At 45.9% G+C, this 13,910-nt stretch carries 13 protein-coding genes; 8 read left to right on the plus strand and 5 right to left on the minus strand.

Annotated elements, in window-relative coordinates:
• Positions 1 to 5: 5 nt before the first annotated feature.
• From AZI86_RS15395 to AZI86_RS15405, 3 genes are all read left to right on the plus strand, one after another.
• Positions 6 to 512, plus strand: coding sequence for a Fur family transcriptional regulator (locus AZI86_RS15395; RefSeq protein WP_061836178.1), 507 nt, complete (start codon positions 6 to 8; stop codon positions 510 to 512).
• A 138-nt stretch (positions 513 to 650) separates the two neighbouring features.
• Positions 651 to 3,251, plus strand: a complete 2,601-nt coding sequence (gene uvrA / locus AZI86_RS15400) for an excinuclease ABC subunit UvrA (RefSeq protein WP_061836179.1) — start codon at positions 651 to 653, stop codon at positions 3,249 to 3,251.
• A gap of 39 nt (positions 3,252 to 3,290) precedes the next feature.
• Complete coding sequence (locus tag AZI86_RS15405; RefSeq protein ID WP_061836180.1) at positions 3,291 to 4,322, plus strand: DUF475 domain-containing protein; 1,032 nt, start codon at positions 3,291 to 3,293, stop codon at positions 4,320 to 4,322.
• Here the strand turns inward: AZI86_RS15405 and AZI86_RS15410 are convergent.
• Together AZI86_RS15410 and AZI86_RS15415 are read right to left on the minus strand one after the other, a co-directional pair.
• Positions 4,267 to 5,160: a DMT family transporter gene (locus tag AZI86_RS15410; protein WP_061836181.1), complete on the minus strand. Its 894-nt coding sequence runs from the start codon at positions 5,158 to 5,160 to the stop codon at positions 4,267 to 4,269. The genes AZI86_RS15405 and AZI86_RS15410 overlap by 56 nt on opposite strands.
• Positions 5,161 to 5,883, minus strand: a complete 723-nt coding sequence (locus tag AZI86_RS15415; protein WP_061836182.1) for an FAD-binding oxidoreductase — start codon at positions 5,881 to 5,883, stop codon at positions 5,161 to 5,163.
• A 106-nt stretch (positions 5,884 to 5,989) separates the two neighbouring features.
• On the opposite strand from AZI86_RS15415, the gene AZI86_RS15420 reads away from it, so the two are divergent.
• Positions 5,990 to 8,029 carry a hypothetical protein gene (locus tag AZI86_RS15420; RefSeq protein WP_253715976.1) on the plus strand — a complete coding sequence of 680 codons (2,040 nt, stop codon included), beginning with the start codon at positions 5,990 to 5,992 and terminating at the stop codon, positions 8,027 to 8,029.
• Here AZI86_RS15420 and AZI86_RS15425 read toward each other — a convergent pair.
• A complete protein-coding gene (locus tag AZI86_RS15425) occupies positions 8,026 to 9,102 on the minus strand; it encodes an AI-2E family transporter (protein WP_157684728.1) in 1,077 nt (358 codons plus the stop codon). The two genes, AZI86_RS15420 and AZI86_RS15425, sit on opposite strands and share 4 nt — an antisense overlap.
• A gap of 144 nt (positions 9,103 to 9,246) precedes the next feature.
• On the opposite strand from AZI86_RS15425, the gene AZI86_RS15430 reads away from it, so the two are divergent.
• Positions 9,247 to 9,681 (plus strand): LEA type 2 family protein, encoded by a 435-nt coding sequence (locus AZI86_RS15430; RefSeq protein ID WP_157684729.1) that lies wholly within the window; start codon positions 9,247 to 9,249, stop codon positions 9,679 to 9,681.
• Here the strand turns inward: AZI86_RS15430 and AZI86_RS15435 are convergent, their stop codons facing one another.
• Positions 9,682 to 10,362, minus strand: a complete 681-nt coding sequence (locus AZI86_RS15435) for a hypothetical protein (protein ID WP_253715977.1) — start codon at positions 10,360 to 10,362, stop codon at positions 9,682 to 9,684.
• 140 nt (positions 10,363 to 10,502) lie between these two features.
• Here AZI86_RS15435 and AZI86_RS15440 point away from each other — a divergent pair, with 140 nt between their 5' ends.
• Positions 10,503 to 11,153, plus strand: coding sequence for an HD-GYP domain-containing protein (locus AZI86_RS15440; protein ID WP_253715978.1), 651 nt, complete (start codon positions 10,503 to 10,505; stop codon positions 11,151 to 11,153).
• A gap of 19 nt (positions 11,154 to 11,172) precedes the next feature.
• Here AZI86_RS15440 and AZI86_RS15445 read toward each other — a convergent pair whose 3' ends face one another.
• Positions 11,173 to 11,976 carry a DUF1338 domain-containing protein gene (locus tag AZI86_RS15445; protein ID WP_061836185.1) on the minus strand — a complete coding sequence of 268 codons (804 nt, stop codon included), beginning with the start codon at positions 11,974 to 11,976 and terminating at the stop codon, positions 11,173 to 11,175.
• 115 nt (positions 11,977 to 12,091) lie between these two features.
• Between AZI86_RS15445 and AZI86_RS15450 the strand changes: the two genes are divergently transcribed.
• Both AZI86_RS15450 and AZI86_RS15455 read left to right on the plus strand, forming a co-directional pair.
• A complete protein-coding gene (locus AZI86_RS15450) occupies positions 12,092 to 13,108 on the plus strand; it encodes a M14 family zinc carboxypeptidase (protein ID WP_061836186.1) in 1,017 nt (338 codons plus the stop codon).
• The gene (locus AZI86_RS15455) at positions 13,095 to 13,838 is read left to right on the plus strand and encodes an alpha/beta fold hydrolase (protein WP_061836187.1); all 744 of its coding nucleotides are present in this window, start codon (positions 13,095 to 13,097) and stop codon (positions 13,836 to 13,838) included. Before AZI86_RS15450 ends, AZI86_RS15455 begins: the two co-directional genes overlap by 14 nt.
• Positions 13,839 to 13,910 lie beyond the last annotated feature (72 nt).

Below are 13,910 nucleotides of genomic sequence, written 5' to 3' on the forward strand. Positions count from 1 at the left end.
TGCCTATGAGTAAAGAAGCTGTTCCCTTTTTGCCCCGCCAACACGACGAAGATATCATCGTTCACGGTGAAGAATTCGACGAGTCAGAGCTTAAACGCATCATTCGTGCCCTTAATTTGAAAGTGACCAGCCAACGTTTAGCGATTTTAAAAGCTTTGCATGAAGGCCGTCGTCACGTTACTGCTCAAGAACTCTATGAAAAACTAAATAAGATTCACCCTGATATCGGTTTTGCGACCGTGTATCGTTTCTTGCGTACTTTGACCGAAGGTCAATTTGTGACGGAAGTTCGCATGGGTGGTTTGCCCGCTCGTTATGAGCTCACGCCCAAAGGCCATCATGACCATTTAACGTGTGTGAAGTGTGGCAAGATCTGCGAATTTGAAAATCGCGCGATCGAAAGCTTGCAAGAAAAAGTAGCAAATCAGTTCGGCTTTAAGCTGACTCATCACATTTTAGAACTTTATGGCGTGTGCCCAGCCTGCCAAGTAAAAGCGACGGCGGACCGTTGAAAAACGGCCCTCTGACTGCCTCTGACCGTTTTTGAACGGTCCTTGGTTTTTGGGTTTTAAGTTTCTCTCTTGTAGTGCGGCATTCTGTTTTCTCTGGCCCTTGCGAAGTGGTCTCTTCTTCAACTACAATCATTTTCTATGTCACAGAGTGAAGACGGAATCGTAGTCAAAGGCGCCAAAGAACATAATCTTAAAGATGTTAGCGTCGTTATTCCCCGAAATAAGATCACCGTTTTTACGGGCCTGAGCGGCAGTGGTAAGTCGTCACTGGCATTTGATACCGTTTATGCCGAGGGCCAACGTCGTTACGTGGAAAGCTTGTCGGCTTACGCGCGCAATTTTTTGGAACAACTAAAAAAGCCGGATGTGGATTCAATCACGGGGCTTTCTCCGGCCATTGCGATCGATCAAAAATCAGTCAGTACCAATCCGCGTTCGACGGTGGGAACGGTCACGGAAATTTACGATTACTTGCGCTTGCTTTTTGCAAAAGTCGGCGTTCCAGAATGTCCTATTCATCACATCCCCGTGGCAAGCCAATCACCTCAACAGATCGTCGATGATATCTTGAAAAAAAGCATGGGCACCAAGTTCTATGTTTTAGCTCCGATGGCTTCGGGAAAAAAAGGGGAGTTCTTAGCTGAATTCCAACGTTGGGCTAAGAAGGGTTTTGTGAAAGCCAAGGTCGACGGCAAAATGATCGAGCTTGATAAAGCCACAAAACTCGCAAAAACCAAAACCCATGATATTGATCTGGTCGTGGATCAGTTGATTTTAAAAGACAATCTCAAGCTCCGTCTTTCAGAAAGTATCAACACCGCGATATCGATGGCCAATGGCCGTGTCATCATTGAAACTTTATCGGGTGAAAGAACAAATTATTCTATTCACTCAGCGTGTCCGATTTGTGGTTACAGTTATCCTGATATTGAACCTCGTCTTTTTAGTTTTAATAATCCGCGCGGAGCGTGTGGCACCTGCCACGGTTTAGGCACCATTGACCTAGTTGAGGAAGAACAGTTTTCCGATTCGGAAGTCGGCGGGAAAAAGCTTGATAAGGTCGTCTATAAATACAAAGGCAAAAAAACTTCCGACGATGATGACGAGGAAGAAGAAGAAATGGTTTTAAGCGCTTGCCCTGACTGTCATGGCTCGCGACTTAAAACGGAAGCTTTGAATATCAAAATCAAAGAAAAAAATATCGCCGAACTTTCTGATATGGCTGGAACCGAGCTGCGCCAATGGATTTCTAAATTAGAATGGAAAGCCAAAGATCAGTTGATCGCTGATAAAATTAATAAACAAATCCAATCGCGCTTGGATTATTTGATCCGCGTGGGAACGGGCTATCTTTCACTGAGTCGTCCCTCAAGAACTCTCTCTGGCGGGGAAGCTCAGCGGATTCGCTTGGCAACTCAAGTGGGATCATCACTTATTGGCGTATTATATGTGATGGATGAACCCAGTATCGGACTGCATCCGCGGGATCATCATCGCTTGCTCAATATTATTGGCGAATTAAAAGATCGCGGGAATACCATTTTATTGGTGGAGCATGACGAAGATACGATTCGTTACGCTGATTTCGTTGTCGACTTAGGTCCTCGCGCCGGCGTCTTAGGTGGCGAAATGATGGCGCAGGGGACTCCGGATCAGTTGGCGGCCAATCCACGTTCTTTGACGGGAAAATATCTTAACGGTGAAATGCGTATTCCGGTTCCGGAAAAACGCCGCAAAGGCAATGGAGAGTTTTTAATTTTGTCTGGCGCCACCGGAAACAATCTGCAAAACGTAGATTTAAAGTTGCCTCTAGGAACTTTCACCGCCGTGACGGGAGTTTCGGGATCTGGTAAAAGTACGCTGATCATCGATACGCTTTACAAAATTTTAGCGAAGCATTTTTATAAGGCCCATGTTCAGGCCTCTCCATACAAAAAAATCGAAGGCCTAGATAAGATTGATAAGGTCATTGATATCAATCAAAGACCCATTGGGCGAACGCCGCGATCGACACCAGCTACTTATGTGGCGTTATTCCCAATGATTCGTGATCTTTTTGCCAACCTGCCAGAATCTAAACTGCGCGGTTATGAGCCGGGTCGCTTTAGCTTTAATGTGAAAGGCGGACGCTGTGAAACTTGTATGGGTCACGGGCAAATCCGGGTCGAGATGCATTTCTTAAGCGATGTCTTTGTGACCTGTGACACTTGTTTGGGCCGCAGGTACAATCGCGAGACGTTAAATATTAAATACAAAAATAAATCTATCGCCGATGTTTTAGAAATGAGTGTGGGGGAGGCTTTAGAGTTCTTCCGCAATCATCCGCAGATTTATCGTAAGCTTGAAACCTTGCACCGGGTGGGGTTGGATTACATGACCCTGGGACAAAGCTCAACGACCCTTTCGGGCGGTGAAGCCCAACGCGTGAAGCTGTCTAAGGAACTTTCTCGTCGCGGCACGGGGAAGACGATGTACATTTTGGACGAGCCCACGACGGGTTTGCACTTTGATGATGTTCGTAAATTGGTGGAGTTGATTCAAGAACTTGCCACCCAAGGGAACACGGTTTTAGTTATCGAACACAATATGGAAGTCGTTAAGGCGGCAGACCACGTGATCGATCTGGGACCGGATGGTGGCAGTGCGGGGGGCGAAATCGTCGCGACGGGCACGCCCGAGCAAGTGGCCAAAGTCGCTCGCAGCGAAACGGGTCGCTTTTTAAAAGCAGTTTTAAAATAAGTCCTTGATTTGGATCGCAGAATCTAGGACTTTTTCTTCATGAAATACTTTACAGGTTCTTTTGTTTTTACTTTTTTTGGCTTAGTCGCATCGTACTTTGTCGGTCACTATTATGGCGGCACCACGGCGGCGGGCTTAGGCGCTCTTTTTATCGCGGTGATCTTGGCTATTTTAGAAATTTCTTTGTCTTTTGATAATGCCATTGTGAATGCGGTGGTTTTAAAAGAAATGACTCCGGTATGGCGTCATCGTTTTTTAACTTGGGGTATGTTGATCGCCGTCTTCGGGATGCGTTTGATTTTTCCGCTTTTAATTGTGACTTTCATCGCCAATGTCACTCCTTGGGATGCGCTTATTATGGCGGCCACAAAGCCTGATGAATATGCGAAACTAATGTTGTCGGCGCATTTACAGGTCGCGGCCTTCGGTGGCAGCTTCCTTTTGATGGTGGCTTTAAAATACTTCTATGACGAAGACAAGGACCTGCACTGGATTCCGGTTTTAGAAAAAACGCCGGTGTATTTGGGCAGTAAGGTGGAAGCCATCGAAGTGACTTTGGCTTTGATCATTTTGGCGATCATTTCTCACTTTCTTCCGTCACACGAGGCTTTGGCCTTTATCATGGCCGGGATGGCGGGTTTGATCACATATGTGATTGTGGATGGAATTGGTTCATGGCTTGAGGCTTCTGATGGTCAAATGCATGACGTGCATCGCGCCAGTGCCGGAATGTTTTTGTATCTCGAAGTTCTAGATGCCTCTTTCAGTTTTGACGGTGTCGTTGGGGCCTTTGCGATCACGCACAATTTATTTATTATCATGATCGGCTTAAGCATCGGGGCCTTCTTTGTGCGAAGCTTGACGATCATGTTCGTGGAGAAAGAAGCTTTAACTAAGTTTGCGTTTTTAGAACACGGCGCCTTTTATGCCATCGGAATCTTAGCGATGATCATGCTCTTGGATCCGTTCTTACACATCCCTGAATGGGTGACGGGTTTAAGCGGGGGTGCAGTTATTATCGTTTCGTTTCTGTGGTCTTTACGGAAGGGTCAAAGGCTATCTGCAGGATAGATGCGACCAGAATCAGGACAGCGCCTCCGGTCTGAGACCACGAGAGGCGCTCGCTTAAAATTAAAAATCCAAAGAGCGCTGCAAATGGTGATTCTAATAAAAACAACATGCTAGCTGTTGAGTCCGATAGAACCTTCTGAGTTCGAATTTGCAAATAAAAAGCAATAATGCTTGAGCCTAATCCTAAAATTAAAACACCCATCCACGGTATCCAAGAAGCGGTGGAAGTTTTTACGGTGTCTTGAGTGAAAAGCAGGGGGGCGAGGGCCAGTAAGCACCATAATGATTGAAAATTATTAAAACGAAACGCATTGCCTACTTTGTTTGAAACTCGTCCGATATAAATAATGTGTAAGGCGGCCACCACCGAGCAAGCGATGGTCCAAAGATCACCGACGTTAATGCTTTCTAACTGTCCACCGACCAGAATAAATGTTCCGACCAAAGCCATCAGGACAAAAACGAAGTTTCGCAGGGAAATGGCATGACCAAAAATAGCCGTGTTGATCAGGGGAACTAAAATCACATAAAGGCTTGTTAAAAAACCACTTTTAGTTGCGGTCGTAAACTTCAAACCCACTGTTTGTAAGAGCAGCATCGTGGCCAAAAGAAATCCGGCGGGCAATGCTTTTAAAATATCATTTTTCAGGCTGCGAAAATGAGCGCCACGGATAAGCAAATAAATGATTTCCCCGATGAAGCCGGCCACGACAAAACGGTACACCAGGGTTTCGATCGGCGTGAACTCTTGCAGTGCAAAGAGGGTCGCGACAAATCCAAAACCCCACAGGGAGCCTGCAAAAATCAACTCTAAGGCCGCTCGGGTTTTAGTACTCATCTAGTCAAAGGCTTCAGACCAAACGGACTTTTTATCAAGGCCGTCGACTTCTAAAAGCTGATGTTTGACTTCCTTGATCATGCCGCCGTTGCCGCAAAGATAGAAAGTCGTAGGAATGTTTTTATAATCAAACTCCGAAAGGAAGTGTTGCACATAACCTTTTTTTCCGGTCCATGCCGTTTCCGGACGACTCAGAACAAATTCAAATTTGAAGTCTTTGAGTCCTTGTGCCAAGGATTCAATTTCTTTTTGATAGTACATGTCCTTTTCCGAGCGGACCCCGAACAGCATGCGATACCGAATGTCGGGATATTGTTCCTTCTTAGATAACAGATAACATAAATGCTGAGAAATCCCGCTGCCGGTATTTAAGAAAACCACTTGTGGGGTCGGCGGTTCTTGGAAAAACACTTTGCCAAAAGGACCGGTGAAATTAATCAGCTCGCCACCTTTAAGGGCCCACACAAAAGTCGAGGCTATGCCGTTTTCCACATATTTAAATAACAAGCGGAAGCCATTTTTATTGCGATCGTCAGAGGCGATGGAATAGGCACGCAAAATGGGTTTAGCTTCACCTTGTGGCACATTCAGCATCACAAATTGTCCCGCTCGGAACGAAAATTCGCCCGGAGTTTCAGTTTTTAAGACCAGCTCGCGTATACCGGGCGTATGGTCGATAATTTCGGTGACTCTCATGTGGTAAACAGTACGAGCGGCAGACATGGAAAAGGCTCCTTAATATTCAATGCTCAAGACTTCTTTCATAATCCGAAAATGCCAGACAGTCCAATATTTTAGCTTGTGACATTGTTCTCAATTACTTAAAATCTTGGATATCACTCTAGGGATAGGTTGGAACGTGAATATTGCACAGCATCTCGTAGTCGCACTTCTCATTTGTATTTCGTTTGGGGCTTACGGACAGGAAAACACGGATGATATTCCTGCCGCCAAACAATCGCTTTTAAAGACGGCGGCGACGAAGGAATTTAATAAACCCCTTTATTTCGATCAAATTGATAACGGTCTTATCTTGCCTCCGTTAGAGCTTGAATATGAGATGACCCCAGATGGAAGAGCCTTGAAAGTGGGAAGTGTTCTGCTTTCAGATAAAACTTTCTCGGTGGCTTTTGCTCCGCTAGGAAAAACACACTCTCAATTGAACCAAGTACTGGGTTCTGAAAACGGGCAGATGTCTCTGGCGTTTTATGTCCCCGAGTCTTTGATCAATCCCACGGCAATTGAAATGGTTTCCCGCACGGGGCGTTTATTGTGGTCGTATAATTTTTCAGAAAATGATTTAGCAAACTGGAATAAACGCCTCGATGATTGGCGTAAAGAACTTATCGCAAAAGGTGTTAGTGCCAACAACGTGGCCCGCTCTGGGATTTTCTCTGCACGTTATGCCTTTGTGGATGCCCGTTCTGCGGGGGTTCCGTTGTGGAATCAAAAAGAATCTTTCCGTTTTTGCTTAAGTGAAACTCGAGGTCGTAACTCCAGCCGTGTCTGTTCGCCTCGTTACGGCATGGATACGGCGCCTGATGGCGCATTGAGCATGTTGAAAGTTCGCGTTGAGCCTGTAAAGCCACGTGTTCTTTTGCACGGCCAAGAGGCTCCATTAAAACAAACGATGGTTGTGCCCATGGATTCACCGACGTCTTTCTTTGCGGAGTTATTGGGGGGGGAGTCGTATGAGTTCATCACTTTACCAAACAAGCTGGAGCTCATGGATATCGCCGACACCGCAAAACCGAATCTTTTGCGCATTGTTGGTTATGACACTCGTCCTTTAGGTCGTTCAGTCATTTTGAATCCGGATCAATACTCCGGCTTAACAAAAATGTTGGGTTTTGAGGCGACTATCGGGGATTCACGAAAGTTCTGGGCCGCCGCAATCTTGCGTGAAGATCCAAAAGTTTATTTGCCAGGCGAAGGTGGTGGTATCTTTAAGCAACGTTTTGAACTTTCGCAAATTCCCAGAGCACAATCCCGCGTATATCTTGATAAACGCACGCCGACGGGCACTTATAATGACGGCATCAAGCTTTTTGGTCGTAAACAACCAGCGGCGAAAGTTTCAACAGATCAAAACTCGGTGCGAGTAGATTCCGATGATCCTTCTGAATTCATGTGGCGCTTTAAAGCCGAAGAACGGGGTCAGATCAATCGGTCGTATTTAAACGTAGAAATGGATGGCAAAACCTATCGTTCGTATTTCGAGCTGTATAAAGGTTTCCCTCGCGAGCTTTCGGGTCGTTTTTCGGGCGTGCAAACCGCCAGCGGTTTTATCGTGATGGGCGAGGTGGCTTACAATCAATGGTTTGAAGATATCTTTAGCTGGAGCAACTATTGGGTGTCACGCCAACGCTGGGGCATCAATGCAAAATACTTTAAATCATTCAATGAGCTTAAGGTGAAAGACGGCACCGCCCCTTTAAGTGTTTTGACGGTGGATCTTAAATATCGCTTTACGCCAGGCCTTTGGGGACGAGATGAAACCGTCGGTCTTTTAGCTTCATATCAAGACGTGGGTTTTGGAGAGCTAAAAGCCCCTATGCTGGGGGGAGGGATCTTTTGGGCACGTTCGATGCCGAAGGTTTTTGATGATTTTTTAAATACGTTGATCATTATGCGTTATCCAAAATGGGTGGATATGGAATTCATCTATTACGGGCAATCGATGAACAGTGACGTCACTTTAAATGCGCCGATGTCGCTCAACTTCCATGGTAAAGTTTTATGGAGTGATCGTTATTTTGGCGAGGCGGGTTTTGGTATCAAACGTTACAGCTTCCAAGATAAAGTGCAAAATCAAAAAGCCGAGCTGAATACTTTCTACGGAACCGTCGGATTAGGTATTAACTTCTAAAGCATCGGATGCACATCATTTTCTGAATCCATACGGCTGTGGGTTGGAATCACAGCCTTTCTTAAATAAGGCGCCAGCCAAATTCGTTCAATCACCGGATAAGCCGCCGCAATCGGTAACAGCGCGATGGCTCCTAAGACGCCCATCAAGGTCATACCCACGACAATGGAAAGCAGCACGATAAAGCCCGACAAGCGCAAATGCTGCGAATAAATTTTAGGTAATAAAATATAACCTTCAAAAAGATGATAGAGCCCGTAAAAAAAAGCCACAGTCGCTAGAGTTTGCGGTGAAACTATCAGTGCGAACATCAATATGGGTACCAGCGAAATATAAAATCCAATATACGGTAAAACCGCTAGAACCGCCGCTAGTGCGGCTAACATTAATGCGGAAGGAACTCCGGTTAAGGTGAGTAAAACAAAAACATAAGTTCCGCACACCAAAGAAGCAATGGTTTGCCCCAAAACATAGGCGGGGACAATGTGACTTACTTCGGCCAAAGTTTCTTCCACCTTAAATCTTGTTTCCACCGAAAAATAAGGCATCAGCCAACGATAAGTGCGGTGGCCATCAAGCATAAGGTAAATAGTGAACGCAAAGAAAAGTCCTAAAGAGCTAATAGTGCCGATCGCATATTGCCCAATCGTCATAATTTGTGAAACGGAGGTCGATAAATCCGGAATGCTTTCAGGTCCCAAGATGCGGGTCCCAAGGCGATGGATCAGGCTGCGGGGGGAATGTCCTTCCATCATCCATTTTATATAGGTCGGAATTTTATCAATAACCTTTTGCACCTGTTCAATCAGCGGCGGGAAGATCACAAAAACTAAAAGGCATAGCGCCGTTCCCAATAAAAGGGCCATTAAAAAAACAGCCGCACGGCGTGACATCACCCGTTGTAAATATCGCAGAACAGGTTCAAATGCGACGGCGACCAAAATTGAAAAGAACAACATCACGATCACCGGGAAAAGTTTGAAAGCCAAATAAACAAGAAATGCTGCGGCCAACATGCGAACGATAGTGCGTGCGCTGATATCAATGCTAAGGGGGCGGGGGACTGGTTTCATCTTAAAATTAAATAGCAGCTTTGATGCCAGAGGTGGTTTCACGTTGATGCGCCTTAAAACATCATACGAGAGATAATGCCCCAAGTCTTGGGGCCGGACTGGACTTTCTGGACATTTCCCCGGGGGCCATGGAAAACTAAAAGTATGAAAAAGATTTTGATTCTTGCCATATTCTTCGCCGTCGGATGTGCTTCTTTAAGCGGGTGGAAAGAACCCAAAGTAGACCTTCAGGATCTTTACATCAAAGACACAAATTTAGTCGGCACCACGATTGTTTTCGTCCTGAATGTTGAAAACACCAATGATCGTGAAATCAAACTTGATGAAGTGAATTATAAAATTTCGTTAGACGGTCAGGCTTTTGCAAACTCTAAAACCCAGCAACCTGTTGTGGTTGGTCCCAAGGCCACGGTTCCGGTGGAAATTCCTTTACCCGTTCGTTATGTGGATTTGTTTGCGCATTTAAATAAGGCTTTAAATTCTTCGCAAATTGAATACGCCATTGAAGGCGATGCGAAGATGTCGTTTTTCAAAGTGCCCTTTAAAAAACAAGGGCACTTAAGACTCACGGGACCCTGACTAGAAATAAGCGATGAGGCCGGCATTTGAGGTTAAACCTGTGATCGTGACATCCCCTGAAGTTCCGCCGGATTGTTTTTGATAACCGTATCCCACATCCGCGCGAAAACCCACGTCAGTTGCCAGCGGGAACCATTTAATAAAGGGACCTCCGCCAAACTCCATAATGGTTAAACTGGAACCGCCACCTTCAGATTGTCCAAAAGCGCCAAAACCACCCACGCCGAAGACAAAAATTTCTCCCGGGATGTTCGGAATCAAATTAAAATCCGCCCAACCTCCCGCTTTCAGAACATTCACGGTGACCTTGCCTGTAGAATCCGAGCTGTAAGAAAACAACGGCCCCATTTCAAATTGCCCAAAGTTCCAACCAAAGCGTGCTCCTAAGGACATGTCGGTCTCGCTTTCCGTTCCCGCCGCGTCGGACTTCATCGCACTCATGGAGAAATTGACGTTCACCAAATAACGGCGACGAGAAGATCCGCTCGAAGAGGCACCAGCTTCAGAAAATTCGTCTTGCACCAACTCATAAGCTTGGCCTTGTTGAAGAGCACCGCCAGAAAACTCGACCACGGCCTGGTTTCCTTTCACGCGACGGACCTTTATTTTCTGCGCAAAGGCTTCAGAGGAAAACACCGTTAAGATTGTCAAAAAGATCGTCAAAATGTGCCAGTTTTTCACCTAAGCCTCCACATACTCGATCTTTCCAATGCTTTGAGGTCTAGTCAACGGGAAGTTGTCTCGCTCTTAGACGCAAACATTTCTCACTCTTAAAGTTTTCGTCTAAGAGCACCGAAAAAACTAGAAGGAGAAGGGAGCCAATGATGTCGTCTTCGTGGGGAGACATTCCGGCGTGGGCCTATGAGGCCGCACAAGCGCTGATGCAATCGTTAAAAGTCGTTGATCCCGTCACCTATGCTCATTGTTGTCGTGTGGGCGAAATGGCGCGTAAATTAGCGCGTGATGCGGGTCTTAACGAATACGAACAAAAGGTTGCGGAGTTTTCGGGTCTTTTTCACGACATCGGTAAAATCGGCGTTCCACAATCTATCATCGCGAAACCTGGAAAATTAGACGAAGCTGAACACTTGATGATGCAGAATCATCCGGTGATGAGCGAACAAATTGTGGAACCTTTGGCTAAACATGATTTTTTTGCGGCCCTTCTTCCGGGCATTCGTGGTCATCATGAACGCATGGATGGTGCCGGTTATCCGGATAAGATTTTAGGCGAAGACATTCCGATGGTGGCGCGAATTATTTTAGTCGTAGATACTTACGATGCGATGTCGCAAACCCGTGCTTATCGTAAAGGTTTGCCCGATGATGTCGTGTATGCAGAATTAAAGCGCTGTTCGGGCACTCAATTTGATCCGCGTTTGGTCCAAGTGTTTTTACAGGCTCACGAAGGTTGGAAAAAACAGACGAACGATCTTGAGACTTTCGAAAGAATCATAAAAAAGACGGCCTAAGCCGTCTTTCTTTTTTAAACTACTTAACTTTATTCGTACTTTCAAAGATTTTATCGGCGGATTTAGCGACGAATCCTTGATAAAGCTTTCCATTTTGCAGTGGATAGCGTTTTGCAAATTCATAGTAACATCCCGGCAGATTGTGCGTGCTGCCGTCATCAAATTTGACGGGAATTTCTGAGGCCATCGTCGAGCTTTGTTCTAAGTAGTCTGCTGTGGTGCCTTTGACTTCACCGCCGGAAGAATTCAGCGTAAAGCCACTTGTTTTGATGAATTTATTTAGATCTTCGATCTGTTCAAACGATTTTAAGCGATTGATATTCACCGTGAAATGGTTGGGTCGGAAACCATAAGCCGCCACCCAAGAAGCGTATTCGCTCTCTTTAGCCAGGTCGGCATACAGTTGATAAGTCATTTTCCATGGACGTCCCATCATCGGAAACATGTCATCTTTGATCATCGTGTCGGTGACTTGGTCCACCAAGCCGTTGACGGTGTTGCGAATGAAGGGAGACACTTTTTCAAGCTCTAGCTCGCTGATAAATATTTTCGGGTGGTTTTCATTGGGGTGCTCATAGTGTTTTGCGTAAAGCTTTTTTTCTACGAAAGTATAATCGCCTTTTTCAACGTAACCATATTTTTTAAAGTGTTGAGCCAACGACTCGATACCCAGACGGGGATGATTGAAGGTGCGTAAGGCGATGTGGTCGTTAATAACTTCATCACCGCGACCCACAAACAAGTCATGAATTCGTTTGGCTGCAGGGTTTAGTTCACAATAGTCGACCCACATTTTTTCTAATAATGTATCTAAGCTGATCATATCGACTCCTTCATGCAACTAGACTAAACCCTCCCAAAAACCAGGGCAACGTCCTAAGCATGCCAGCAAGCGTTATCCATTGGAGGCGGGGCTTCTTTCCACAACAATAGAGCTTATGAAAAAACTGCCAGAGATCGAGCAAATTGAAAGCATGATTCCTACTCTTGGATCGAGAGCGCGCTTTGAAATTTTAGCGCACTCCCAAAAAGGCGAGGTGAAGATGCCGATCTACAAGATTACTTTTGGCAGTGAAGATCCCTCGGCCCCGGTCTTAGGATTTACCGGGGGAGTGCATGGGTTGGAGCGTATCGGCGCGCAAGTTTGTGTGTCGCTATTGCACTCGCTGGGGCAACTTGCGATGTGGGATGAAAGCATTCAAGAGACTCTAAAAAAAGTCCGCGTATTTTTTATTCCGACGGTCAACCCCATTGGAATATTTAAAAAAACGCGGGCCAACCCCCGGGGGGTAGACCTGATGCGAAATGCACCGGTGGAGGCTGATAATGCCGCTCGTTGGGTCGGAGGACATCGTCGTGGTCCGCACTTTCCTTGGTTTCGTGGCTACGAAGGTCAGCCGATGGAAGTGGAGTCACAGGCCTTGGTCGACGCCGTCGAAAAAGAAATTTCGCAAAGTCGCTTGGCGGTGACTTTGGACGTGCATTCGGGTTTTGGTTTTTTGGATCGTATCTGGTTTCCGTATGCGAAAACGGTCCAGCCCTTTCCGGATTTGCCCTCGGCCTTTCGTTTAAAAGAACTTTTAGATAAAACTTATCCTTATCACTTTTATAACTTTGAACCGCAGGCGCAAAGTTACACAACTCATGGGGATTTGTGGGATTATCTTTACGATCAACATCGTGCTAAAAATTATCCCGGGCTTTATATGCCTTTGTGCTTAGAGATGGGCTCTTGGATGTGGGTGAAGAAAAATCCATGGCAAATCTTTTTAGCAGATGGGCCATTTAACCCGATGAAGCTGCATCGCCTGCGTCGTATTTTGCGCCGACATAATACTTTGATGGAGTTTTTAATTCGCGCCGTGGCGTCTAAAGATTCCTGGGTGACGCAGGATCAGCAATTGCAATTGCAATGGGAAAGCAAGGCAAAGGAATTGTGGTATGCCGACGTCTAAGAATGAAAATTGGTTGTTGCTGCGAGGTTTGGCCCGGGGGCAGGGGCATTGGGGATCGTTCTTGCCCCTGTTTCAAAAAAAGTTTCCGCACGCGCAAATAGAATGCTTGGACTTGCCCGGAAATGGTTTGCGCAATAAAGAAAAAAGTCCGCTGAACATTCGCGATTATGTTCAGGATTTGCGTGCGAGATCTGCTTTTGTTCAAGAAAAGAAGCCCTTCAATGTCTTAGCGTTGTCGATGGGCGCGATGATCACAGTGGAATGGATGCATCGTTATCCGCACGAAATCGAAAAAGCTTATTTGGTCTGCACAAGTTCGGCTCGACATTCGCGTTTTTATCAACGCCTGCAACCCAAAAACCTTCTTACAGGTTTGCCAATCCTTGCTGCTAAAACCGCGGCAGAGTGGGAAACGGGGATTTTAAGCATGATCACCAATGATCCTGTTCAGCGCCAAAAAGAGCTGCCAGCCCTTATAGAGTTTTCTGAAAAGCACCCGGTTCATGTGCAAAATGTGATTCGGCAGCTGCTTGCGGCCTCTCGTTATCGGTTTCCGCGCAAAGCCCCCGGAGATATCACTTTGATAGGAAGTTATGGGGATCGTTTTGTGGCTCCGGAGTGTACTTTGCAGTTGGCAAAAGCCTGGGGACTGGAAACTCGCATGAATGCAGAAGCGGGACATGATGTGCCCATTGACAATCCGCGTTGGTTGATTGAGCAGTTGCTCTAAAAACACCCTTTGGACCCCTCATTTTTCCCACGTAAAATGTTCAGAAATATCGACGTTTTTTTACTTCATTGG

Source organism: Bdellovibrio bacteriovorus (assembly GCF_001592735.1).
In the GTDB taxonomy this organism is placed as follows: domain Bacteria; phylum Bdellovibrionota; class Bdellovibrionia; order Bdellovibrionales; family Bdellovibrionaceae; genus Bdellovibrio; species Bdellovibrio bacteriovorus_D.